15 protein-coding genes are annotated in these 26,192 nt (G+C 54.9%); 10 read left to right on the plus strand and 5 right to left on the minus strand.

Annotated features, from left to right (window positions below; genetic code table 11):
• Nucleotides 1–106: 106 nt before the first annotated feature.
• The 3 genes from SH573x_RS09085 to SH573x_RS09095 form a co-directional block, all read right to left on the minus strand.
• The gene (locus tag SH573x_RS09085) at nt 107–2,392 is read right to left on the minus strand and encodes an FG-GAP-like repeat-containing protein (RefSeq protein WP_479354337.1); all 2,286 of its coding nucleotides are present in this window, start codon (nt 2,390–2,392) and stop codon (nt 107–109) included.
• Between the two features lie 652 nt (nt 2,393–3,044).
• Complete coding sequence (locus SH573x_RS09090; RefSeq protein ID WP_479354338.1) at nt 3,045–4,772, minus strand: alpha/beta hydrolase-fold protein; 1,728 nt, start codon at nt 4,770–4,772, stop codon at nt 3,045–3,047.
• Between the two features lie 119 nt (nt 4,773–4,891).
• On the minus strand, nt 4,892–6,328 hold the full coding sequence (locus SH573x_RS09095) for a hypothetical protein (protein WP_479354340.1): 1,437 nt from the start codon (nt 6,326–6,328) through the stop codon (nt 4,892–4,894).
• 568 nt (nt 6,329–6,896) lie between these two features.
• Here SH573x_RS09095 and SH573x_RS09100 point away from each other — a divergent pair.
• The 5 genes from SH573x_RS09100 (at nt 6,897) to radC (ending at nt 14,158) form a co-directional block, all read left to right on the plus strand.
• On the plus strand, nt 6,897–7,706 hold the full coding sequence (locus SH573x_RS09100) for a fumarylacetoacetate hydrolase family protein (RefSeq protein ID WP_479354342.1): 810 nt from the start codon (nt 6,897–6,899) through the stop codon (nt 7,704–7,706).
• An 85-nt stretch (nt 7,707–7,791) separates the two neighbouring features.
• Nucleotides 7,792–9,594 carry a glycerophosphodiester phosphodiesterase gene (locus SH573x_RS09105; protein WP_479354344.1) on the plus strand — a complete coding sequence of 601 codons (1,803 nt, stop codon included), beginning with the start codon at nt 7,792–7,794 and terminating at the stop codon, nt 9,592–9,594.
• A gap of 300 nt (nt 9,595–9,894) precedes the next feature.
• Nucleotides 9,895–12,141 (plus strand): hypothetical protein, encoded by a 2,247-nt coding sequence (locus SH573x_RS09110; protein WP_479354345.1) that lies wholly within the window; start codon nt 9,895–9,897, stop codon nt 12,139–12,141.
• Nucleotides 12,142–12,467: 326 nt separating this feature from the next.
• On the plus strand, nt 12,468–12,989 hold the full coding sequence (locus tag SH573x_RS09115) for a hypothetical protein (protein WP_479354347.1): 522 nt from the start codon (nt 12,468–12,470) through the stop codon (nt 12,987–12,989).
• Nucleotides 12,990–13,192: 203 nt separating this feature from the next.
• Nucleotides 13,193–14,158, plus strand: a complete 966-nt coding sequence (radC, locus tag SH573x_RS09120) for a RadC family protein (protein WP_479354348.1) — start codon at nt 13,193–13,195, stop codon at nt 14,156–14,158.
• 162 nt (nt 14,159–14,320) lie between these two features.
• On the opposite strand, the gene SH573x_RS09125 is transcribed toward radC, so the two are convergent.
• Complete coding sequence (locus SH573x_RS09125) at nt 14,321–15,961, minus strand: sigma-70 family RNA polymerase sigma factor (RefSeq protein ID WP_479354350.1); 1,641 nt, start codon at nt 15,959–15,961, stop codon at nt 14,321–14,323.
• A 466-nt stretch (nt 15,962–16,427) separates the two neighbouring features.
• Here SH573x_RS09125 and SH573x_RS09130 point away from each other — a divergent pair, with 466 nt between their 5' ends.
• From SH573x_RS09130 to SH573x_RS09150, 5 genes are all read left to right on the plus strand, one after another.
• Nucleotides 16,428–19,586, plus strand: a complete 3,159-nt coding sequence (locus tag SH573x_RS09130; RefSeq protein WP_479354352.1) for a [protein-PII] uridylyltransferase family protein — start codon at nt 16,428–16,430, stop codon at nt 19,584–19,586.
• Between the two features lie 491 nt (nt 19,587–20,077).
• Nucleotides 20,078–21,574: a glycerol kinase GlpK gene (glpK, locus tag SH573x_RS09135; protein ID WP_479354353.1), complete on the plus strand. Its 1,497-nt coding sequence runs from the start codon at nt 20,078–20,080 to the stop codon at nt 21,572–21,574.
• A complete protein-coding gene (locus SH573x_RS09140) occupies nt 21,575–23,182 on the plus strand; it encodes a glycerol-3-phosphate dehydrogenase/oxidase (protein ID WP_479354355.1) in 1,608 nt (535 codons plus the stop codon).
• Nucleotides 23,183–23,265: 83 nt separating this feature from the next.
• The gene (locus SH573x_RS09145; protein ID WP_479354357.1) at nt 23,266–24,678 is read left to right on the plus strand and encodes a DUF1501 domain-containing protein; all 1,413 of its coding nucleotides are present in this window, start codon (nt 23,266–23,268) and stop codon (nt 24,676–24,678) included.
• A gap of 146 nt (nt 24,679–24,824) precedes the next feature.
• A complete protein-coding gene (locus tag SH573x_RS09150) occupies nt 24,825–25,808 on the plus strand; it encodes a TraB/GumN family protein (RefSeq protein WP_479354359.1) in 984 nt (327 codons plus the stop codon).
• Between the two features lie 35 nt (nt 25,809–25,843).
• Here SH573x_RS09150 and SH573x_RS09155 read toward each other — a convergent pair whose 3' ends face one another.
• Nucleotides 25,844–26,167 carry a hypothetical protein gene (locus SH573x_RS09155; RefSeq protein ID WP_479354361.1) on the minus strand — a complete coding sequence of 108 codons (324 nt, stop codon included), beginning with the start codon at nt 26,165–26,167 and terminating at the stop codon, nt 25,844–25,846.
• Nucleotides 26,168–26,192: the final 25 nt, after the last annotated feature.

The following is a 26,192-nucleotide window of genomic DNA, read 5'->3' on the forward strand; positions in this document are numbered from 1 at the left end:
GTTTACCTGAGCATCCGCTTGCTTAACTCAATCAGTTGGCAGTGAGAAGCCACTTCTGCGCTTGCCTGGCCTATCGGCTACGGGTTAAACGATTGAGCGTGTTCATTTATTTGAGATGACTCTTCAGCCATTGATAGGCTTGCTGACGGATCTCTGTGGGGAAGTCATGTTCGGCATCGGGATAGAGGAAGGTCAAATTGTCACTCTTGCCGAGCAGTTTGTAGATGGGAGTCACCGCGGTCTGGCATTTGCGAACTCCGGTCACGGCAAAGTTGGCATCCTGCAGCGGAGCACTGACTAGCAAGGGGCGCGGACAAACTGCGGCCAGCACTTCTGGGAAATCGAATGGCATTTGTTGTGGATCGTTGTTATAGCGGCTGGCCACCAGCGGCATGTAACGCTCGCTGCTCCAGCCTTTCAAATCGCCACCGTAGTAGTCTGCGAAAGCATTGAAGCCACAGCTGCTGATCACGGCTCGCACTCGCACATCAAAGGCTGCGGTGAACAGCGCATTGTGTCCACCCAGAGAGTGTCCGATGCAACCAATCGCATCCGGTCGAACAATAGGTAGCGATTCCAACAAATCGATTGCGCGAATGTTATTCCAGATCGCCTTCATCGTTCCGCTTTGGTAATTTTGGCCCTGCAGTTTGAAATCGTATTTGTATTCGCCAAAGCTGGGGTAGTCGGGCACCAGGCATATGAATCCTTGCTCGGCTAGTTCATGCGCATAGAAACGGCTGGGCTGGCCACCTAGGCCGAGTAATTGATCTTTACCCAACTGAACATGAGTGGGATGCAAGCACAACATCGCCGGGGCCGTGTCTTGCAGGTCATTGGGTATCAACAACCAGGCAGGCACGCGATCAGCGCTCTCCGGTGAATACCACAACTTGATGCGCGTGTATTCGGCTAACGCTTCTATCGAGGCCACTTCAACGTTTAGTGCTACGCGGCGCTGGCTGCCTGGCAAGCTTCCCATGACAGTTTCCATCTGCCGTTGAATCTGTTCACGGCGTTGGCCCAGCTGCAGCGCGGTTGTTATTGGTTGAGTTGTTGATTGGCCGTTGACTAAGACTTGCATGTGACTGAAGTCGTCATGCAGAATGTTGGGCGGCAAGGCTGATTGCTGGCTCGTCAGTTCGTCACGTGCAACCGTCTCCGCATCAGCATCCGGGCCTTGTCGCAGATTTTCCAGCAGCACCAAGCCTGCGCGCGAGGGTGCAATTAGATCCAGGTCTCCATCCCCATCGATGTCGACACACTTTGGATCCAAGTCCAAGCCCGCCAGCGGGTGATGCGACACTATACGACTATGCCAGGTTCGCCCCTGGCGATCATATTGGTAACTAACAACTCGCAGTGGCTCGTTCTCGCCCGGGTCTTTGCCTTCGTGACCTTGATAACGCTTGCCGGCGATTAACTCTTCGACACCGTCACCATCCAAGTCCGCCCACAACGGCGCGTGAATGCATGAGAAACTGGTATCGATTGCATGTGTTTGCCAACCAAGCGTGCCCTTGAAGGAGTTAAGCACACTGACCACTGCGGGGCTGTGCGGGCGGGTAGCTGGCTCCAACGCGGGCTCCGACGAGGGCCTTTGAATTTGTTCAGTCCAGTACAGCCCCACGTTATGTCCTCGTCCCCAGACCAAGTCCGAGTCGCCATCGCCATCAACATCGACCACCAGTATCGGAACGCTGCCATCGCGCGCGAGCCGAAAGTCCGCGTGCCACAGCCAGCGATCAACTTTGGGATCGACAGGTCCTTCCGCCCAGCCAAGTGGATTGACCAAATCAATGCGTCCATCGCCATTGATATCGCCTGCGCCAATGCCGTGACCTGCGAGCTGTTCAGGCAGGTCGTACTTCGTAAAACCTGCATTCGCGCCGCCACTATACCAGGCAGCGTAGGTGGTGCCATTGGGAAGAATATCTAATGAACCATTGTTATCCAAGTCAATCAGACGGCCGGTCTCGCTGGGGCCTGGGGTATCGATGACGATTTTTTCCCAGGCATCGGTAGATTCTGGTCCGGGATTGCGCACCCAGTACAACGACTTGCTGCGGTAGTTCACGCTCACTAAATCCAAATCACCGTCGCCGTCGACGTCCAATGGTAGATTTGAATAGTCGTCATATCGAGTTCCGATCTTCTCCACCTCGCGGAGTTTGTGCCGCTGCCAGGTGGGGGCGGCATACCACCAACCACCGCAAACGATGTCAAGCGCACCGTCCACGTTAACATCGATAGCCGCTGCCGCAGTGAACTCTGAAGTGGGGTTGATCACTCGTGCGCGAAATCTCAACCGCTCATCTGCTCCGCCTGTTGACCAGGGCATCAAGCCGAAACAGACCACCACTAACAACCATAAAACCGGCCATCTAGCCATCGTCGAGCGCCATTGGAATGAGTTTGAGCAAGAACCTGTTCAAATGGAACAGTTTACGCTTGCCCATTCATATTCCCAAACTCTTCTCGAATTATTTCTAATTCAGAACACGCTGATCGTTTCTTGATCAAGTCGTGCTCGATCAACGACCATATTGCTTGTAGATCGCGCAGTGTGCAGCTCTTCCAACACGCTCTTGCAAATTGATCGCCGCTTAGCGGTGATAAAAATTGTAGTGCGGTGAGCATTGCCAACACATAGTCGGACTTCGGCACCGAGGGATCAGAGGCTCTTCTGAGCAGCAGAGATCACAGAAAAAAGTGGGTGGCCCCGCCAACCTAACGAGTTACGCCCGAGTTTCTCGCCAAGCCACGAGGCCATCCCATATTTGAAGCTCATCATTCAAGTCGACCGAACAATTAAGTTGTGGTCGGCTTGTCGTGAGGCTGCGATAACATGAGTAAGTTATGCTGCCTCATGAAACTTAGCAACCCGTGTGCCAGCATTAAACGAAGCTCGCGATCAGGTGCCTGTACAGTCATCGGCAATCGGCTTTGAACTTGCTGGCGCGATTGCGTTATGTCGATACGATGGCAAGTGAGCAACTGAGATTTTTTGAAATCATGCTGGCCGTTAGCGCTCGACAATCAAATTACAGATTGGGCATGGGGGGAATTACGGGGGCGCCATAGCTTTGCGCACCTTTCACTTTCATCTTGCGTTTGAAGACCTTTTCGCCACATGTCACAAACAAACTTTCGTAGTCGGTGCCACCGAAGGCTAAACCCGTTATCGCTGCAGTGGTGGGTTTACTGAGAATCAAGTTGGCTCGTCCCAGTTGATCGAGTACTTGCACTCCAAGTTTGGTTGCGACAAACAGTCGCCCCTCGGTATCGACAGCCATGCCACTTGCACCCGCGTCACCCTCACCCGGCGGCGCATGTAAATAGCCAAAGGGCTGTCGATATTCCAGCATGCCATCTTGCTTGATGCGGAATTGAAACGTGACTGAACTTGTGGATGAGGACAGATGGAGAAAAGCGTGATCGGCCGTTGGTACCAAGCCCATGGCACCAGTGGTCAGTTCGTCGACCTTGGCCCGTGCGCCAAAGTAATCGCTGTACCACACACCCGGCGTGATGGGATCTGAATAGTAAAATCCTTTCGGTAACGTGACGATATCCTGGCAACTGGATTCATTGAAGATAACTTCTTCGGTGCCAGCGTCGTTGTAGCGCACGATACGTCGACGACTGCTTTGGCAGGCGTACAGTTTGCCATCGGGACCAAAGGCCATACCGCTGACGCGGCCGGTTTGTTCGGCAAAGACGCGCGTCTTGCCATCGAGTCCACTACGATAAATTCTGCCTGCGCGCGAATCGCAGAAGAAGACTTCGCCGGCTGTGTTGCAGGCGGGCGCTTCGACTTGTTCGTGACCCGAGCTGACAAGCTCCCACGCGCTAGTTGTAGGCAAGACGTCCAGTCGTCGCGGCTCAACGGGGTTGGGAGCCACCTTAACCGGCTCGGGATAGCCCTTCCAAATCCAGCGCATGGCATCGGGCATGACGGCGGCGCCGTGTTTGCCATCGTGGCCCCCTTCGCCCCATTGGTGCTGGACATCGTAACCCGCGTACTTAAGCGCCGAGAGCATGTCTTGATTGGCCAGCCACCAATCGCCGCCATAAATATTCAGATCCGCCTTGCCGTCTTGTAAAAAAATGCGCAGCGGTTTCGGTTCGGTCTTGCGAACAAGCATCGAGAATTGATTGCCGCCGCGCAGTCCGACAAAGGTCCCAATGGTACTGATGACGCGCCTGAATTCATCGGGCCGCTCCCAAGCGGCGTTGAAGGCGCAGATGCCGCCGGAGCTGGCGCCGGCTAGTGCTCGATCATTGCCCGAGGTGCTTAGCGTGTAACTCTTGCTTACCTCAGGCAGTAGTTCTTCCAGCAGGAATCGAGCATAGCGATCGCCTAATGCGTCGTACTCGAAACTGCGATTAAATCTTGGACGAGCTTCGGGGGCAAGCGCCGGAACGACACCCGGTTCGACAAAGATGCCAATTACAACTGGGATCTCTTTTTTGTGAATGAGATTATCGATGACTTCGGGCAAGTGCCACTCTTGCGCGCGGCGCAAACCATCTTGCACGATCAAGCTACACGCCGGCTTTTCCGCCTCATACTGCGCTGGTACGTACACCCAGTAGTGGCGCTGGGTACCCGGAAAGATAGAGCTGGTGAGCGGAAAAGGTCCTTGGAGCGTACCTTCAGGCACATCGGCTTGACGTTTCGAATCTTCACTCAGCGGATAATCTGTCTGAGCTGAAACCGGCGCAGCCCACCAGCTAATCAATAACAACGACAATAAGCAGCGAGCCATACGATAGTTCTGGTAATAAAAGGGGTCAGGTCTCTTTTCTCTCGTTGTACATGCTTCGTTGTACATCGCTGCCATATTCTACCCCCAACCATAAAGAGACTTGACGCCCTTAGCTCTTTTTAATTGGCAGAGACGCTCAGGCGATCTGCACGCGACCAGCGGGAACTGACAACGCGCGTGGCGATGCGGTCATCCAAATTGGGGCGGAAGACCGTCAGCAATACGGAGGGCAAGAACCAGGCCATGTACAAACCACCGCCGTAGCCATGCCAAAATTGAGCGGCCAGCATGATGGCAGCTGTTCCGCACATCAATGTCCCCAACGTCTTGCGGGGCGGCCAGAAGATGAACGAGAAACTCAATATGATAAACGCTACCAAGACTGGCAATCGGAACATAGGATCGCAGCCGAGCCCCCAAATGCCCGACAAATTCTTCATCGCTGGTCGATACAGACCAAACATGCCGCGAATGTCTTGAAGCGAATTCTCCCAGCCCAAAAACAAAAGCAAACAGGCCAGTACGGTCAACATCGTCACCACACCTATTAGCAATCGCCACAGGCCGCGATTGAAATAGAAACTGATCCATAGCGGCAATAAAAACAGCGGATAATAAACCAGCCCTGACGCCAGTCCCAGAAAACACCCAGCTAACAGCGGTTGACGATACGTTAGTATCGCCAAAGTCAACAATGCAGCCGGCAAAGCATGGTCGACATTGCCGGCCATCTGAGCTGTGTAAGGAAACAGCAAGTACATGGTGGCACAACCAATGCCAGTCTTGACGTTATCAAAGTGCCAGTAACCAATACCCACGATTCCGATAACAATCGCCAGATTGGCAAAGATCACCAGTGCGCGGGCCAAGTTATAGACCCATTGCTTATCGGCGCCGCTGTCACCTGCATTCCAGACCTGTCCCTCATGTTCAGGTGTCGTGGGCAAATCTGGTAATTCGTTCAGCAGCGCATAACCCGGACCAAGTTGATCAGACAACTCGGGATCACTCGTCACGACGTTGCTCATCAAGAACAAGAACAGCGAGATACCTATAAAGCTCAAGCCACCGATCGATAGGTTTGGCTCGAGCAAGGGACGCCGAACTAAGGCCGGATCGATCAACATACGGATCATCAAAAAGCCACAAGCAATCAGCAAAGCCACAAAGCCAGCCAACTCGAGTTGATCAGCTGTCCAGGCGCCATTGGGCATGGGCGCTGCGGTACTGGGTGCTTGTGCAGGTGGCACGACCGGCGGCGCAGGCTCAGCCTGTTCGGGTGCTTGAGTGGCCACGAAGCGCTGAGGAACCGACCGCTGAGTATCGATGGTTAACGTACTGGCCGGTATGGCCTGGCCAGGAGTCTTATGCCGTAGCTTGCGTCCTTCGTACACTAACAGAATGCCTGGTGTCAGCAGAATGAGCAGGACGATATCGAGATTGCGAACACTCCAGACACGTTGGAAAACGAAATAGACGCCTACCAACAAAAAGACTGACAGGTAGACCCAAGTCCCTGGTTCTGGTCGAACATAAAACAACAGTAGTTGACTCATCGGGCCTATGGCCAAAAAGGTTCGTTGGATCAGTGGCCGCACTCAACATCCTGGATAGGATAGGAACCGCGCGAGCAAGTGACAAGCTATCCACTACCCATTATAGGGGGCTTTTGCGGATAATGTCCCCGTAGAGCAGCTGTCCACAGCTGCTCAGCACCCTCTAATCAAAGTTTCTTCCGAGCAATTGACTCTCATTACAGGACAGCGACTTGCCGGGTGCCAAGCGGCTGGGGACAGCCGCTCTACGGTCAGCACCCTCTAACCAAAGTTTCTTCCGACCGTAGAGCAGCTGTCCTCAGCTGCTCAGCACCCTCTAACCAAAGTTTCTTCCGAGCAATTGACTCTCGTTACAGGACAGCGACTTGCCGGGTGCCAAGCGGCTGGGGACAGCCGCTCTACGGTCAGCACCCTCTAACCAGAGTTTCTTCCGAGCAATTGACTCTCGTTACAGGACAGCGACTTGCCGGGTGCCAAGCTGGGGACAGCCGCTCTACGACTAGCCGCGCTATTGGCTATACTACTCGCTCCCCAGCGTTTCACCCCACCTCTTGAAGGCTATTCGAGTATGAAAATCGTACGCGTTCTGGATCAGCATGACCAAGAAGTCACCGGCGTTCTCCATGCCAACGGAACCATTACCCGTTTGAGCGGAGATGTTTTCGGTGCGTTTTCCGACTCCGGTCAAGTGATCTCAGAAAAGCGTCGACTTGCGCCCATCAAGCCTGTGGACATCATCTGCATCGGGTTGAACTATCGCAAACATGCCCAGGAGGGCAAGCAAGCGATTCCAGAGCAGCCAGTCGTGTTTATGAAAAACTGCGGGACATTGCAGGACCCGGGCCAACCGATCATCTTACCTCGCAAGTTGCGGAGCGACTCCGTTGACTATGAATGCGAGTTGGCTGTGGTGATCAAGAAGCGCTGTTACAACGTCAGTCGAGCCGATGCGCTTGACTACGTGCTGGGCTACACCTGCGCCAACGACGTTAGCGCTCGTGATTGGCAAATGAAATGGGGTGGTTCGCAGTGGTGTCGCGGCAAGACCTTTGCCACGTTTTGCCCATTGGGCCCATGCCTGGTGACCGCCGATGAAATCGCCAACCCCAACGCGTTGACCATTCGCACGGTGCTCAACGGCCAGGTCATGCAGGACTGGAACACCAACGACATGATTTTCGATGTGCCCACGCTCATCGAATTCTTGAGTGGCAGCACGATCTTGCTGCCGGGTACCGTAATCTTGACCGGCACACCTCACGGCGTGGGTGGAGCCCGCCAGCCACCGGTCTTCCTGCAAGGTGGCGACACAGTGAATATCGAGATCGAAAACATCGGTACACTTACGAACCCTGTCATCGAAGAATCCATCGCCTAAGCACGTCGACACGACCCTTCAACTTTGTTATGAGCCTACGATGGATGGCCTCCCGACTGCCCTCCGAGAGCCTTCAGGGCTAACAGTGAGTTTTCGCGGTTGTTTTCGACGCATGAGCGGTTGTGTGCTGGGGCGTTGGCGGTCTCTGTGCGTTTTGCAGTTCTTCCTCAAGATCGGCTCTGTGATTCTCTTTTCGTCTGCCATCGGCGCTCTGCTGGGTTGGCTCCTGAGCTTGGAAGGCAATCCGGCAATTGGCAACACAGCTTTAATCGGTTTTGCAATTAGTCCGATTGGCTGGGCCAGCATTGTTTTGATACCTGCGGCGTACCTGGGCACGGTCTATTTTGAACAGGCCTGCATTCTCTATGTGCTGGCTGATCCGGCGGGACGCGTAATGGGGGCCATTCTGCGCGCGGCGGCGAAGCTGCCGCAGATTGCACGGTTAGCGACCATTCAAATCGCGATTATGCTGGCCGTCCTGGCGCCGTTTCTTTTAATTGCCTGGGCAACCTATTGGCTCTTGCTAACCGATGCGGATATCAACTACTACCTGACGAATTGGCCCCCAAAGTTCTGGCTGGCAATCAGTATTGCGGGACTGCTTGTTGTCATCGCTAGTTGTATTCAGCTGACGCTCGTGTGGCGTTGGTTTTTGTCATTACCCTGGTTGCTTGTTGGAAACCTAAAAGCTAACGAAGCACTCCGACAGAGTGCTCGAGCCCGAGAGGCTCGCCCAGTCATTTGGCGTTCGATGCTAGTTTGGCTTACGGTGCGATCCGTGTGTTCAGTTGTAGGTGTGCTGAGCATTGGTTGCCTGACTTATGTCAGCTTCGATGCCATGGATCATTACCAGACGACCAGCGTGACAGTGACGACAGGTTTGTTGATCATTCATTCGGTGATTGCCTCTGCCTTGACGTCGATTGATCAGTGCTGGCATGTGGCAGGGAAGTGGCAAGCGTATCTTGGGATTGGTGCTCGCGTTGAAGTCGCTCAGGGGATCGATGGCCAAGCGACGTTGACGCTCAAACGGATAGTGGGCTTTGCGGTGGCAGTGTTAGTGACAATCCTGGTCTTGGGGTTCTCCTCGTTTCAGCAAGCCTTATCGTTATCCGATCAGCACGATGTGCAGATCGTGGCTCATCGCGCTGGGGCACTTCGCGCTCCGGAGAACTCGCTGAGTGCCTTGCGTTTAGCCATCGAAGAAGGTGCGGACGCGGCCGAAATTGATGTACAACTGAGTCGTGACGGAACTATATTCGTGGTCCATGATCGAGACCTGATGCGCTTGGCAGCCGTACCACTGGAAGTTTCCAAGGCGACCGATGCGGAGTTGCTAGCAGTGAACATTGGTTCGAAGCACCCGTTGGCCCTGCCACAGGAAAGACTGGCCACGCTCGAAGAATTCCTGGAAACAGCTCGCGACAAGATTCGTTTGAGTATCGAGCTGAAATACTATGGATGGAATGAACACTTGGCCATCAAGGTACTCGAACTACTACGTGCCAAAGAGATGCTCGATCAATGCGAGCTCATCTCGCTAAAGTATCGAGCTCTGGAACAGGTTCGGCAAATTGAGCCCAGCATTCGGAGAGGCTTCTTGGTTTCGACCAGCCTGGGTGACATCACCAGGCTCGACGTGCAATTGCTCAGCGTGAGTCAGTCCGTGTTTACTGACCAGTTGCGGCGGAAAGCCATATCTCGCAAGATGAAAGTCGCAGTTTGGACAATTGATAGTCCCGAAACCATGTTCCAATTGATGGTCAAAGGTGCCGATCAAATCGTCACCAACGATCCGGCAGCAGCCATCGCGGTAGAACAACAATACGCTCAGTTGAGCGATGTTGAACTGTTCCTGGTACGACTCCGCGAACGGCTTTCGTATTAGGCATTCCAAGCCAAGGCGATGCGCTTGGATCTCGCCTTTTGTAGAGTCATCAGATCATACGGCATGCAAACTGGCGCTCCAAAGGGTGTGGAGATCGGTGGTGCACGATAGTTCAAAAAGAAAATCTTTCTGCCTAGCGAAGAACTGTAGCGCACTCCGGTGTAACTAGTGCTTGTTTGATGCCATTAAGGACAAGGTCTTTGGCCCACGTTGGACGGCAATGTTTTTACGGTGTAATGGTCGCTATAGTAAACGTTCACTTTCCATCATGAACGACAACGCACCTTTGAAGATCGAGTCATGCGCCAGAACTATCGACCACGCTTAATGAACTGGATTTGTGGCTGCTTATTGGCAATGAACTGCTGCATAACAGCCAGTGCTCAGTCACCCGTTCGTTCCGTAACCATTGGCAAATATCCACAAGAAGTTCCGGTAAGTTTTACCGCTGGTGCTGGACAGCCATTAGTCGACGCGAAACTGCTGTACATCGACGCAAGTGACCGACTGCACGTTCAAGCTGGTGGATCTCACTTGACTTTACCCTTGCAGACGCAAGAGAGTGACTGGCACGTTGAAACGACTGTCGAGTTTCCGACTGCCAATCAAGTACTCATCGTCGGCAATCGTACACTATTAGCAAGTGATAATGGAGTGCAAGTCATCGAGGGTGGTCAGCCATCATCGCTGGGACTGGCCGGGCACAAAGTCGTGGGCATTAGCGCGGCCAAAGATGGACGTATTGCCGCCGCCGCCAGCGATGGTGCGTTCGAATACGCCGATGGCAAATGGAGCCAGTTGGTCGTGGATGACAGTCTGGGTCGCCAATGGTCCACTAAAGACGTACGAGCAGTGGTGTACGATGCATCGTCGCAGTTGTGGATTGCACAGCTGGCAGGACTAGCTTGCCGTACCGCTGAAGGCTGGAAGTTTTATGAGGGGCGCGATGGGTTGCCCTACAACGACTTTACGTGTGCGGCCGCGGGCGAAGACGGGCGAGTCTGGTTCGGTACACGCATTGGCCTGGTTGGCTACAGCCATGGCCAGTTCTTCTATCGCGAAGGACCTCGCTTTATGCCAGGCAATGAATTGCGCAGCCTGGCCGTGGCCAAGGACGGAACGCCATGGTTGGCGACCGATGGCGGGGTATCGGCTCTGAAGAGTCGCAGCATGACACTGGCGGAGAAGGCAGCGCACTATGAGCAGCAAATCGATGCATATATCAAACGCACGCCTTACGGTTACACGAGCGAAGTCAGTTTGAGAGCGCCTGGCGACTACTCGCAGATCATTTATCACGATAGCGATAACGATGGCTTGTGGACGGCCATGTATGGGGCCTCGCAATGTTTTGCCGCCGCGGTCACTGGCTCCGAAAAACATCGAGCCGCAGCCAAACAGGCGTTTGAAGCGATCCGCTTTTTACAAACGGTCACGCAAGGAGGCAGTCACTCGCCACCGCGGGGCTATATCGCGCGGACGATTCTACCCACCGACGGCCCCAATCCCAATGACGGTCGAGTGGAACGCGACCGCGAGATGAAATTGCGCGACCGCGGCTGGAAGATTTATGAACCTCGCTGGCCAACCAGTGCCGATGGCAAGTGGTACTGGAAGTCTGACACCAGTTCGGACGAACTGGATGGGCACTATTTCTTCTTGCCGTTGTATTACGATCTGGTCGCGGACACCGAAAGTGAAAAAGAGCGTGTGCGACAAGTGGTGCGCGATCTGACGGATCACTTAATCAGTCACAATTATCAACTAGTGGACATCGATGGCCAGACAACACGTTGGGGAGTTTTTAATCCTGAGAATTTGAATCAACAACCGCAGTGGTGGGAAGGTCGTGGGCTAAACAGTCTAAGCATCCTGGCTTATCTCGTCGTTGCTGAACATGTCACGGGTGACCAGAAGTATACCGAGGCTCTGGAGTACTTACGTAAAAAGCATAGTTACGAAGCTAACGCCATGGTGGCTAAAGTTCAATTCGGTGCCGGTAGCGGCAACCAGTCGGATGACGAGATGGCGATAATGAACTTTTACTCGTTACTGAAATATGCCAAAGACGAACAGCTGCGTACCACGATGCGTTTTTCGATGTTCGCCTATTGGAGTTTGCTGAGCACCGCGCGAAATCCTTTCTTTCACTTTGCTTACGCTCATCATGGCTTGGGCAATGAATATCGCACCATGTTTTCGAGCATACCTCTGGATCCATGGGATGGCTGGTTAGAAGATTCAATGGCTACTTTGACCGGCTTTCCACTCGATCGATTGGACTGGCCTCAGAAGAACAGCCATCGATTGGACTTGATCGCTTTGCCGCGTGTACGCGGTGGTCGCCCACGGACCAGCGAAACCGTGGTGCGTGGGTACTGTGTGGATGGCAAAGTACTGCCGATCGAGAATCGGCACTTTAATCATTGGAACACCGACGCTTGGCGCATCGACCATCCCGGCAACGGCCGCGAGTTGGCCAGCGGAACAGTGTTTCTGCTGCCGTACTACATGGGACGTTACCACGGCTTTATTGAAGAACAATAATCGGCTGCGCGTACCCCCTGCCCTCGTGACCAGGCTCTGCCTGGGCACGCACTGCCTCGGAGGCTCCGCCTCCTATGCTCTTCTGGCTGATGCGTGTTGCAGTCGTTTGCCGTTGTGATTGCGCTTTTGGTCTACGTCTCCCCTTCTCTGCGTTTTAAAAGGACCGCACGACCATATAGGTATTAAGTTCGCAGCCACTGCGCTATGAGGCGGCTTGTCCTCTATCCGACGATTGCGGAGGCCTTAGGGCCAAACTAAGATAGTCGCCGGAAATGATCGAATTCTGCTCGAAGTGAGATTCGCTTGTTAGACTCGAAAGTGCAACGATGTTTCTGTTGGCGCAAAAACCGCTACCCACCGATACGCTTCTAACCTTCTACTGGGTTGCGATCGCGGTAGCTGTAGGCTTGCTCACAGCTCTATTGGTGGCCGGCCTTTGGTTTACCTATCTCGGTGTTCTCCAGGTTCGCAAGAATCGGGAACTGTTGCATTTGGAACGCATCAAGGCTTTCGAGTCGGGGATTCTCTGGCAGGAGCCGAGTTCCGCGAATCATCATGCTAAATTCATGCACAACGCGTTCTACATTTCCTTTTGGATCGTGAGCTTCGGCTGTGGTGCCTCATTCACGGCAGCCAGCCGGTCATCGGGAGTTGACGGAGTTCCTACCTCGGTGCTGATCATCGTGTGGCTGGCCGCTGCTGCCAGCAGTATTGCCGCGGTTGTCTGCGCGACAATCCTGATGATACGCTCCAAGACCCCTACAGAGTCGGTCAATTCCCAGGTCTTTTTCAGGCCTCCCGTTGCATCGCTGGAGCCATTGCCTCCCACACTACCCGAGAAGTTTTGAGGTGATTTTGTAGTTCGTTCATGGCTGAATTCGCCCTGACACGAAGAGTGCCCTACTCCCAAATTGGACGTGTCCACGTGCTTAAGGGCCCTGAAAAAAAGAGACCTGCCCCCTGTTTATTGCCCAGTTGATATCGCTATGATGTGGCGGTTGTGGGTGGGTGACTCACAACCATCAGCAGTAGGAATGCAAGGTCGCTTGTCATGGCTCAGGCAACGGTCCAGGAACGCCGCGCTCGTTATGAACGAGTGTTGGGAATTGCAATGGGTTGGGAAGAAATCACGGTTGATGATTTGGCCCGCGAAGCCTTCGAAACGAAACCGGTGTTCGTTTCTCGCGTGCTTAGTCAACTTGTGAGCGAAGGTTTCTTGCAAGAGATCTTCACGGGTCAGTCCAGTCACTATCGCTGGAAACGACCACCTGAACAGGCGTCGATTGATGGCTGGATCGATCGGCAGATCTGCGGTACGCAGATAACGCAAACACCGCTGGCCGAACGACCACGCGAGCGCTTGCTCCGCTGCGGAGCAGAGAACCTGCGCACCGCCGAGCTATTGGCGATTCTCATTCGCACCGGGCAGAAAGGCGAATCGGCTCTGGAAGCTGGTGAGCGCATTGCCAATCGCGCGGGCGATCACCTGGATGTACTGAGATCGTATTCACCGGCGGAGATGAAAGAAGTCAGTCGCGTTGTTAGTGAGACGGCGTATTGTCAAATCATGGCAGGTATCGAATTGGGACGACGCGTGGCTGAAGCGATGCGGGCCGACCGCGGACCGCCGATGAAGATCAACTCCAGTAGCGCAGCGATCGAGTTTTGTTGTCGTACCTTCGCACGTTTGGCAGCTGATCGACGACAAGAAGAGTTTCATATCGTCACGCTCGATACGAAACTGTTCCCGATTCGAACTCACCAGATCACCGTAGGTACGCTCGACGCCAGCCTGGTCCATCCGCGCGAGGTCTTTCGCGCGGCGATTCGCGATGCCGCTTCAGCTGTGTTGCTCGTACACAATCATCCGTCCGGGGATCCCACGCCCAGTCGCGAAGATTTTGAAGTCACGCAAACTCTAGAAACTGCCGGCAAGATTATCGGCATCAACGTCATCGACCACATCGTCGTCGGCGGCACCAAGGCCGTAAGCATCGGACAGCTGCGCAGTCGGTGAGGGAACCTTATCAATCGTAGAGCAGCTGTCCTCAGCTGCTCAGAACCCTCTAACCAGAGACTCTTCCGAGCGAGTGACCGAGAGTACACCCGTGGTTTGAAGTTGCAGAGCTAGCCGGTGCTGAGCGGCTGGGTACAGCCGCTCTACGGAAGAGTTACCGCTTTAGTTGCCAGCAGGCTCAGGGTTGGAGTTTTCTGGCAGCGGTTCAACGCCGTCCACGAAGCTCATCAGAGCCTTGTTGCGGTAAGGTTGTTGCAGCTTGCGAACAGCCTTGCTTTCGATCTGACGCACGCGTTCGCGAGTTACCGAGAAGATCCGTCCGACTTCTTCTAGCGTGTAAGCATAACCATCGGCCAGGCCGTATCGCAGTCGCAGAATTTCGCGTTCGCGATAGTTCAGCGTTTGCATGGCTTCGTTAATGTGATGCTTGAGCGATTCTTGGTTAGCTTCGTACAACGGATCGTCGTCACGATGATCTTCCAAGAATTCGCCGAAGTAGCTGTCGTCATGATCACCTACTGGTTGATCTAGCGACAGAGGTTGACGAGCCATCTTGATGATGACGCGAGCATCGTCGATCGACAGGCCAGCACGTTGAGCGGTTTCTTCGACCGTGGGTTCGCGACCTAGCTCTTGAACCAGTTGACGAGTTACCAGGCGAACTTTGCTCATCGTATCGATCATGTGAACTGGAACGCGGATCGTGCGGCTCTGATCGGCGATAGCCCGAGTGATCGCTTGACGAATCCACCAGGTGGCATAAGTCGAGAACTTGAAACCGCGTTCGTATTCGAACTTGTCAACAGCTCGCATCAGGCCGGTGTTGCCTTCTTGGATCAAGTCCAGGAAGCTCAACCCGCGATTGCGATACTTCTTGGCAATCGAGACGACCAGACGCAGGTTGCCAGCGCTCAAGTCACGCTTGGCTGCATCGTATTCATGACGATGCATGGCAGCGCGAGTAACGCGGCGATCCAGAGTGGCTGGACTTTCGTAGGTGATTCGCATCAGGTAACGCAGTTCGTCGAGCAATTGAGCGAGCGATTGACCTTCGGCATAACCCGAAGCGCGTGCGACCTTGACTTGCGTCCGCAGCGTTCGCATGCGAGCCGAGATGTCTTGTAGCTTGGTGAAAAGCGGTTCGAGGCGATTGGTTCGCAGATTCATCTCTTCGACCAGGCGCACAGCGCGGTTGCGGCGACGAACCAGGCGAATCCAAGCTTCGCGACGAGTTTGCTTGTCCAGGCGGCGATTGATGGCCGTGTAGTAGTCGTGATGATTGCGGAGCAACAGGCTACGCAGCGTCGCGACGTTAGGGCCGATGCGGCGCATCAAGCTCTTCTTTTCGCTCGCGTTGGTCACGCTGACTTCGATCGTACGATCCAATCGCAACTTGCCGTCGCGGACCTGCTCGAGCAACTTGGTGGCGCCTTGCAACATGAAGTCGGTGGCCAGCATCCAGTGGCGATAATTGCTGCGAGTGCGTTCGATTTGGCGAGCCGAAGAGATTTCTTCTTGACGAGTCAGCAGTGGAATCTGTCCCATCTGCATCAGGTACATACGCACTGGATCGTTGGTACCGGTGACTTCTTCTTCCAAGTCTTCCAGGTCACCTTCTTCGATCAGTTCGGCATCCAGTTCGTCGCTGATGTTAGCCACGATCTCGTCGTCCAGTTCGCTGGTCAGCCCCTTGGCTTCGACAAAGTGCTCTTCAGCTGCGTCGTGAAAGCCGTCAGCCATGACATCGACTTCAGCGTCAAAACCGTCTTCCACATTCATGCGACCGCGGTAGCTTTTCTTCATAGCAAACCTCTCTGTGGCACTTGAGCAGCTTGACGGTCGTTGCAGTGACAACTGCGTCCGTCGGGGAATGACTGGAAGAAAAGCAATGTCAATACCAAAGAGAAAAAACGATGGGGTGGCTTCAGTGTAAGTCGTTGCGCGGCAAGGGGTTGTGGAGAATTTTGTCGTCCGTTGGGCGGGGCCGTCGCGTTTCCAATATACAGCAATTTTGTATTTTCTATGTTTTCGTGTTTCAAAAAAACAACATTTCCAAGCCCCGTCGAAACCTGGGCAGCCAATGGTTATGCTTGGATGCTCCACGCCTCTTGCCAAGAGATGAGACGCTGAAGTCCAAGCCGTTTGGGGCTGGAATTCGCGGCTTTCTCAGGTTTTTCGAGGTAAAATCGACACGAAGGCCGCCCTGGCGGGCAATCTAAGTCGTTTAGACAGCTGGATTTACGCAGAAAAGACGAAGGTTTAGCTCGCCATGACCGACGCTTTGGATGATTTGCTGGCGGAACCCGATTCCCACGCAGCCCGTCAACGTTTCTGCCAGACACTTGGTTGCCAAAACGCAGACGTGGCCAGCGACAATTTGGCTAGCATATTTTCCTTGGGAATTTCAGGCGAACTGGTGCACAACTGGTTGCGGCAACTGGTATCTCTCTTACCCGAGAGTCCCAATCCCGATCGCGGACTGAGCAATCTCACTCGATACATTCGAGCCAGTCGCAGCCCACAGGCCTTGCTAGCTCTCATCGAACGCGACCCGGCTGCCATGCCGACCTTGATGCGCATTCTGGCGACCAGCCAAAGCTGGTCTGAACTATTGATAAGCGATCCCGAGAGTTTTGACCTGCTGCGCATGACCGAAGGCATGCCTGTCTCGCGCGGCATTTTGGTCGATGAACTAAACACAGAAAATGCGAACCAGGTTGAGTTGCAATTGGTGGCTCGCAACCTGCATACGTTTTGCGGGCGCGAAACGATGCGCATTGCGTTTGGCGACTTCATCGGCGCCCTGCCGATCGAAACCGTTTCGCAACAATTATCGATCCTGGCAGAAGCTGTTATCGAAACGGCGTTGGCCGCTGCGCGGCGCGAGGCGGTATCACGTTTTGGCGTACCACTGGCTAGTCATGGTGGACCGGCGCGCATGGCTGTGCTGGGGTATCGAGCCCTGGGTGGCAGCGAACTTAGTTACGCACCGCAACTCGACTTGATGTTTATCCACGACGCCGTCTCTGCACTCCAAGGCGGTCGCGGTACTCCGGCTCCGGATTACTTCGACCGCGTCGCCAAACGCGTCGTGCAGCTAATCACCGACGGTTGGTCGCATCAATCGCTGTATGTAGTCGATAATCAATTGCATCCCGAAGGGGCACTCGAGCAGCGCGCTTGGCCCATCGATGCCGCGGTGCGCTACTATGAAAACCAAGGCCAGACCTGGCAACGCTTGGCGTTTATTAAAGCTCGACATGTGGCTGGCGATAGTTCACTGTCCAATCTCTTCTTAGCGCAATTGGAACCATGGATCTATCGTCGCTATCTCAGCCGCAGCGATTTGACGGAGATAGCTGCGATCAAACGTCAATTGCGCAAGCGCGTCATCGGTTCAGACGTCGATCTGGGGCACGTTCACCTGCGTCCAGGTGGTGTGCAAGATATCGAGTTTCTGATTCAGTACCTGCAATTGCTCAATGGCGGCGAACTGCCCGAGGTGCGCTTGGGAAACACGCTCGAAGCGATGGGTGCGCTAGAACGAGCCGGTTGTTTGACGGTTCAAGAGCGAAGTGTGCTGGACGATAACTATCGTTTCTTGCGGCGCGTCGAGCATCGCTTGCAAATCGTGATGGGCAACAGTGTTGACCAGTTGCCAGCGACCGATCCCGATCGCCGCCAGTTCTTGATCGCTACTGGCTTTGTTACCGCGACGGGTCAACCCGACCCGCAGAGCTTGCGTCAGCAGCTGGACGATCGCACCAAATTGAACTCGCGTATTTTGAATCACTTGCTGAGCGAAAGTATGACCGCCGACTCGGGTGAAGTGGCACCCGAAACCGACTTGATCTTGCAGCAACAACCGGCGCCAGCGGAAATCGCCCGGCAGCTCGGACCATACAAGTTCCATGATGTGCAGTCGGCTTACCGCGACTTGATTTCTTTGGGGCAAGAGCAGATCAGTTTCCTGTCCAGTCGTCGTTGTCGGCATTTTCTTTCGGCCATTGCGCCGCGATTGTTGCCAGCGCTCTCGCATACTCCATCGCCCGATGCAGCCTTGGCCACGCTGCGGCGCGTCAGCGATTGCCTGGGTGGCAAAGCCGTTCTGTGGGAGTTGTTCCAGACCAATCAAGCGGCCCTGGACTTGTGTGTCCGCTTATGCGCTAGCTCTCCGTACTTGATTGGCATCCTGACCTCCAATCCAGGCATGATCGATGAATTGATCGATTCGCTAATGCTCGATCGACTGCCAGGTACATCGCAAATCGAAAGCATGCTCAGCGAGCTATGCCGGGGAGTCGATGATCCAGGGCCGGTGCTGCACAGCTTTAAAAACTCATTGCACTTGCACATTGGCGTGCGCGATGTGTTGGGCAAGGACAATATTGTCGATACGCACCGAGCATTGTCCGATGTAGCCGAAGGTTGTCTCAAGCAAACGATCGAGCACGAATATCATCGCCTGGTACAAAAGCTGGGTGTGCCGATTGTGGCCGACGGCGCGCGGGCAGGCGAGGCGGCCGAGTTTATCGTGCTGGCGGTGGGCAAGCTGGGCGGTCGCGAACCCAACTATCACAGTGACTTGGATGTGTTGTTTTTGTACGAAGGCGATGGTATGACGCGCGGACTGTTGCCGCATCGTCGTCACGATTCGATCGCCAACCGCATATTCTTCAATCAACTCGGTCAGCGCATCGTCAAATCGATCACTCGCGTTGGCGCTTCCGGGCATCTGTATGAACTCGACGCACGATTGCGACCACTAGGAGGTGGCGTCGGTGCCGCGGCGACACTGGATGATCTGGAAAACTATTTCTCCAGTGGTCCAGCGCAGCTGTGGGAACGTCAAGCGCTGTGTAAAGCTCGGCCTGTCTGGGCCAGTCCCACCATCCTGCCGCGCGTGGTTGAAAGCGTGCGTAAGATGTTGGTGGCCTTGCCCTGGCGTGATGAATTGGCCAGCGATATCTGTCGCCATCGCCTACGCTTGGAACAAGGGGCAGCCCCTTCCAATATCAAGCGCGGCAAAGGTGGGACGCTGGATATCGAATTCTTGGTGCAGATGCTGCAGTTGAAACACGCTCAAGAGGAACCTGGTGTACTGGTACCCGGCACGATCGATGCACTGGTCAAGCTGGAGCGGTTTGGGTTCTTGCAGCCGGCCCGCAGTCAGCAGCTAGCTGCCAACTACCGCTGGTTGCGACGTGTCGAATCCGGATTGCGTTTGATGAATCTGGCCGCACGCCATGAACTACCAAGCGCAATTGATCAACTCGATCAATTGCAGTTCTTGTTGCAAACCACCGATCGCAGCGACTGGCCTGCGCACGAGGAATCCAGCCTCGACGCGCATCCACTGGTCAGCATGTGCACCGCAGTTCGCGAGCAGAACAGGCACATCTTCGAGCAAGTATTTGGTAAGGAGTAAGGAGTAAATAATTGAGTTCTGGGCGACCCACTATTCGCCAACTGCTCTCCACCGACCTCGCGTCGGTGGAAGCACGACTGGTGGGCTAGGGCTTGGCGAGCTAGCCAGTCAGTCATCGGTCCACCGAGACAAGCTCGGTGGGGCCGTCGGCTCGCGCTCGGTGGAAGCACGACTGGTAAGCTAGAGTTAGCGGCCTAGCCAATCAGTCATCGGTCCACCGAGACAAGCTCGGTGGGGCCGTCGACTCGCGTTCGTTGGGAGCACGACTGGTAAGCTAGGGTTAATGACCTAGCCAATCAGTCATCGGTCCACCGAGACAAGCTCGGTGGGGCCGTCGACTCGCGTTCGTTGGGAGCACGACTGGTAAGCTAGGGTTAATGACCTAGCCAATCAGTCATCGGTCCACCGAGACAAGCTAGGTGGGGCCGTCGGCTCGCGCTCGGTGGGGCGAAGAAAGCGGAGCCCCTTACTCCCCAAGCAAAAGGATGATCATGAAGGCGGTATTGGCTCTGGATCAAGGGACGACCAGCTCGCGGGCACTGGTGTTTGATCGCGAGGCCAACATCTTGGCTGTGGCTCAGCAAGAATTCACTCAGCGTTATCCTCAGCCTGGCTGGGTTGAACATGATCCACTGGAAATCTGGCAAACGCAGTTGGCTACAGCTCAACAAGCTCTGGCCAAATCAGGCCTCTCGGCTAGTGAGATTGCTGCCATCGGTATTACCAACCAGCGCGAAACAACTGTTCTCTGGGATCGGGCTACTGGACAGCCGATTGCACCGGCCATTGTATGGCAAGATCGACGAACGGCACCGCTGTGTCAACAATTGATTACCGCAGGTCATACAGACTTCATTCAAGCCAAAACAGGCTTGGTTATCGATGCGTACTTTTCGGGCAGTAAGGTACGCTGGCTGCTAGATAACATTCCTGGCGCGCGTCAACGCGCGGAAGTTGGCCAGTTGGCTTTCGGGACGATCGACAGTTGGTTGATATGGCAGTTAACCAAAGGCCAGTTGCACATCACGGATGTCAGTAATGCTTCGCGCACCATGCTCTTCAACTTGGCCACTGCTGATTGGGACGATGAATTATTGGAGCTGTTGGATGTTCCGCGCAGCCTGCTACCCGAAATACGCGCTAGCAGCGACGTTTATGGTCAAACGAGCACAGAACTGCTGGGTCATGCCATTCCCCTGGCCGGTATAGCCGGTGATCAACAAGCGGCTTTGTTTGGACAGAATTGTGTATCGCATGGGATGGTCAAGAACACGTATGGCACGGGTTGTTTCATGCTGATGCAAATTGGCCAGGAGCCCAAACAATCGCGTCATCGTTTGCTGACGACTACGGCGTGGAAGCTAGGTGCCCAGGGGCAATGCAATTTTGCATTTGAAGGCAGTATCTTCATTGCCGGCGCAGCCGTGCAGTGGCTGCGCGATGGTTTAGGGGTGATCAAGTCATCGAAGGATATCGAACCGCTGGCGTTGAGCGTCCCGGATACGGGCGGCGTGGTCTTGGTGCCAGCCTTTGCGGGGCTAGGCGCGCCGCATTGGGATCCACATGCACGCGGATTGATTATAGGCTTAACTCGCGGCAGCACGGCGGCGCATATAGCCCGCGCGGCGCTGGAGGGTATTGCCCTGCAAGTGGCGGATGTCTTGGACGCCATGCGCGATGATTGTGGTATTCCAATTGCGCAGCTACGCGTCGATGGCGGTGCGGCTGCCAATGATTTGTTGATGCAGTTCCAGGCCGATCTGCTCCAGGCGCCGGTAGTGCGTCCCAAGATCATCGAAACGACAGCCTTGGGGGCCGCGTATCTGGCTGGTTTGGCTGTAGGTTTTTGGCAGGACACAGCTGAGATCGAAAAAGTCTGGCAAGCTGAAAAGACGTTTCAGCCACAGATGTCCAGCGACGAAGTTGCCGTGCGTCGTCAGCGATGGCGCGAAGCGGTCGAGCGATCCAAGCACTGGGAGCAGAGCTGAGTGAATCAATTTCGCAGAGACGATCAACTCACCCGCGCCGTCGATGCCCAAGGCGATACGATATGGGACATGATCGTGATTGGTGGTGGCGCGACCGGGGTGGGCATTGCGCTCGATGCAGCTACGCGCGGTTACTCGGTGCTGCTGTTGGAGCAAAGCGATTTTGGGAAAGGGACATCCAGTCGATCCACCAAGCTGGTACACGGTGGCGTGCGTTATCTGAAGCAAGGCAATATCAGCCTGGTGCGCGAGGCGCTCCAGGAGCGGTCCATCTTGCTCAAGAACGCACCGCATGTCGTGCATGAATTGCCATTCATTATTCCGTGCGCTACTTGGTGGCAAGCCTTCTTCTATGGTACCGGGTTGAAACTGTATGATTGGCTGGCTGGCCAAAGTAACTTGGGCAAATCGAAACGCTTGGGCCGCGCGGCGGTGTTGGGACACATACCTACACTCGACGGCGCCCAGTGCGCCGCGGGCATCTTGTATCACGATGGTCAGTTCGATGATGCGCGCTTGTTGATTAACCTGGCGCAAACGGCCGTGCGACATGGAGCGTGTTTGCTGAACTATGCGCCGGTGGTCGATCTAGCGAAGGATGCATCTGGTCGCATTAGCGGTGTCCGCTGGCAGGACACTGAACACGCACGCGAGCATACGGCTTTCGCGCGTGTGGTCATTAACGCCACTGGGCCATTCTGCGATGCCGTGCGTCGAATGAATCAACCGCAAGTTCGGCCCTTGGTGGCGGCTAGTCAGGGCGTCCATGTAGTGTTGCCCAAACATTTTCTACCGGGCACCAGCGCCATGATGGTCCCCAAGACTGCGGATGGTCGCGTCGTGTTTTTGATTCCTTGGCATGACGTGGTCGTGTTAGGGACAACGGATACGGCTATTGACTCTGTAGCGCTAGAACCCCAGCCGCAAGCGGCAGAGATTGATTTCTTGCTAGAGACTGTATCGGCCTATTTGCCTAAGGCACCCCGCCGCAGTGATATTCAAAGCGTGTTTACTGGCATTCGACCGCTGGTGTTGGGCGAGCCCGGTAAACGCACTTCGCAACTCTCGCGCGACCACACGCTTCAGATCAGCGATAATGGACTGGTGACGATTACCGGTGGCAAGTGGACCACCTATCGCCGCATGGCCGAGGACTGTGTCGATCAAGCCGCTAACTGGGCTGGCCTGGCCAGGCAGCCGTGTGTTACACGGAGCGTGTTAATTACCGGGGCTGGCTCCGAATCTCTCACGGAGGCTGATGGCCAGCGCGATATGACCATGCCTGCGGATATGGCTATCTACGGTAGCGAGGCGGCTAGTGTTGAACTGCTGGGCCGATCCATACCCTTGGGCAACGAGCGCTGTGATGCGCGCGTGCCGGTGACGCCGGCCAAAGTTTTGTGGGCGGTGCGCCACGAGATGGCTTGTAGCGTTGAAGACGTCTTGGCTCGCCGTACGCGAGCCCTATTCATGCATGCAGTCGCCGCCTTGGCGATTGCGCCGCAAGTGGCTGAGCTGATGGCCGGCGAACTGGGGCGCGATCACCAGTGGCAAGCCCAACAATTGGTCAGCTTTCAAAAAACAGCTGCGACTTTTCAAGTGATTTGAAGTCTGAGATTTGTAACCGCAGCCGGTTTTCCACTAGAATAGCTAGTTGAAGAAATTTGATCTCGAGGTGAAGGATTCAAGCGATGCTGGACAGGCGGCGATGGCTAATGCAGACGGCTTGCGGGTTTGGTGGCTTGGCCAGTGGTGCCTTGCTAACTCAAGCTGCCATGGCCGGTACCCAGCTGCACTTTGCGCCCAAGGCCAAACGTATCATCTTCCTGTTCATGCAGGGTGGCGTCAGTCACGTTGATTCGTTCGACTACAAACCGGCGTTGGCCAGGCATGATGGTCAGATGTTGCCGTTTGATGATGATCGCGTGTTAGCCAAGACCGGTCTAAAGGGGCAAACGCACCGCGTCATGAAATCTCCTTGGGCTTTTAAACAGTACGGTCAAACGGGGCGCTGGGTCTCGGACCTATTTCCACATTCGGCTCAGCATGTCGACGATATGTGCCTGGTGCACTCGATGCACACCGAAGGGGTGGCGCATGGTCCATCGACTTTGTTTTTGCATTGCGGTTCCACCAACTTTGTGCGGCCCTCGTTCGGATCGTGGGTCTCGTATGGCATGGGCAGCGAGAACGAAGACTTGCCGGCTTTCGTCTCGATTGCGCCGTCGATCGGTAATGGGGGGCCGCGCAACTATGGAGCGGCGTTTTTGCCTGCTACTCATCAAGGCACGGCCATCGGCTCGGCCAGTACTGAGTCGAGTAATTTGCAGATCGAGAACCTGGTCACCAGTGGTGGCCCCTGGAATGGATCGCGCACCGCACAGCGACGACAACTGGATTTCATCCAGGCGCTCAATCGCGAGCAGCTTGCCCGCCGCGGCGAGCATAGTCCCAGTGAGCTCCAGGCCGCCTTGCAGTCCTACGAACTAGGTTGGCGCATGCAGACGGCCGCGCCGGGAGTATTTGATGTGCAGCGCGAGAGCGCTCAGACGCTGGCCGCTTATGGACTGGATAACCCGATCACGCGCGGCTTTGGTGAAAAATGTTTGTTAGCTCGGCGACTGTCGGAATCGGGCGTGCGATTTGTCCAAGTCAACTACGGCGATAACTCAGCCAACCCGGCTTGGGATCAACACTCCAACTTGCCCAAACATGCTGATCATGCTCGCGCGGTTGATCAACCCATTGGTGCGCTATTGGGTGATCTGAAGCAGCGCGGATTGCTGGAAGACACCTTGGTCTGGTGGGGAGGCGAGTTTGGGCGAACACCGTATTCGGAAAAGAACGGTACCGGGCGCGACCATAACCCCAGCGGCTTTACTGTGTGGCTGGCCGGTGGCGGTGTCGCTGCAGGTAAGAGCATCGGCCAAACGGATGAATTCGGTCACACGGCCGTGGAGAACAAAGTGCACATGCATGATTTGCACGCTACGTTGCTGTATTTGATGGGTATCGATCACGAGCAATTGACTTACGAGTACGCAGGTCGCAAGTTTCGCTTGACCGATGTGCACGGCCGCGTGGTAAAGGATGTGGTGGGGTGATCGCAACCTGCCAATTTTGGAATTCGAGCTTGGGTTTCGAAATTTCAGATTTTGGTAGGCAAGATCTCAAGATCTGCGATGCGCCGGCGAACACACTTGGGTGTGTGCCCATTCTGTTGAGCGACTAGCGATTTAAGGACCAGCGTATGTCCCGGTGGAATTATTGGTCGTGCCTGATCCTGGCGTGTGTTTCCAGTCTGAATACAACCTGGCTGCGAGCTCAGGAATCCGTTCAGGAAGCCGCGGCGAAAACGAAAGTTCAAACAAGCGAAGCGCCCAAGTTTCTGCGTTATGTCGAGAAGTCAGGACGACCCACCGCGTTAGAAGTGGCGGTCGTGCACTACGAATCCGAAAGCGTCGCGGGAGCCGAAATCGATCTGATCGGCGCAGTTCATATCGGCGAGCAACAGTATTACGACGCGCTCAACGAACTGTTCGATAAGTACGATGTCGTCCTGTACGAACTGGTTGCACCTGAAGGCACCGTTATTCCCAAAGGTGGTCGACCAGAAGGAACTCAGCATCCGGTGGCCATGCTGCAGGAGTCGGCGCGGTCGATGTTAGCCTTGGAGTCGCAGTTGGCTCAAGTGGATTACACCAAGAAGCACTTTGTGCGAGCCGACATGACGCCGGCGCAGATGTCGCAAAAGATGGCGGAGCGCGGCGATACACCCTTTACCGTGGCTCTCAGTACAATTGCCGATGTGCTCAGGCAACAAAATTTGGCGGCCAGTCAAGGCACGGCGCAGCCCCTCTTGGATGAGAATCTAGATATCGGCCAGTTGCTGACCGACCCACTCAAGCTGAAACAAGTTTTGGCCAAACAGTTGGCAACCAGCGGTTCGTTAGATCAAGCGTTGGGTAGTACGCTGAACCAGATGTTGGTGACCGACCGCAACCAGGCGGCCGTAAAGGTATTGCAGCAACAATTGGCCGGCGGCCAGAAACGCATCGCGATCTTCTACGGTGCGGCTCATTTGAATGATTTTCACGAGCGCTTGGTCAAAGACTTTGGCATGCATTCTGTTTCGACTCGGTGGCTGGTAGCCTGGGACCTGACCAAAGGCGGCCAGTCACCGCTGGACGAGCCGATGCAATTGCTACAGCAACTCTTTGAGGGCTTGGAGTAAGGGGAGTTCACCACGCAACGCTCAGCCCTCACCACTCAGCGGCCGCGAAACATGCGGTTGAGTCGATCGAGCAAGTTCCACTGAATGATGGTCAGGACGACTGGGACCACAAAGAAGAAAAGCTGCGCGAGGTGTGGGCCGAAGCCTGTCTTGTCGCGCATGTAGCTCGGCCCAAAGCTCATCACGGCCGAATGGATCGACAGGCACACGATCGCATTGATGATCAACATAACGGTGGTCACGGCCAGCACATACAGCAGATAACCGCAGCCGCTGGCCGTCGTCGCCAGGCCGCTAGGCTCGGGGGCAGCCTGCTCGTACGCCGATTGGTAATGTTGATAGCGACCAGGTTTGGGCATCGTGTGTAATCTGGTTAGGACGTGT

The sequence above is a fragment of the Rania fehmarnensis genome (assembly GCF_056494185.1).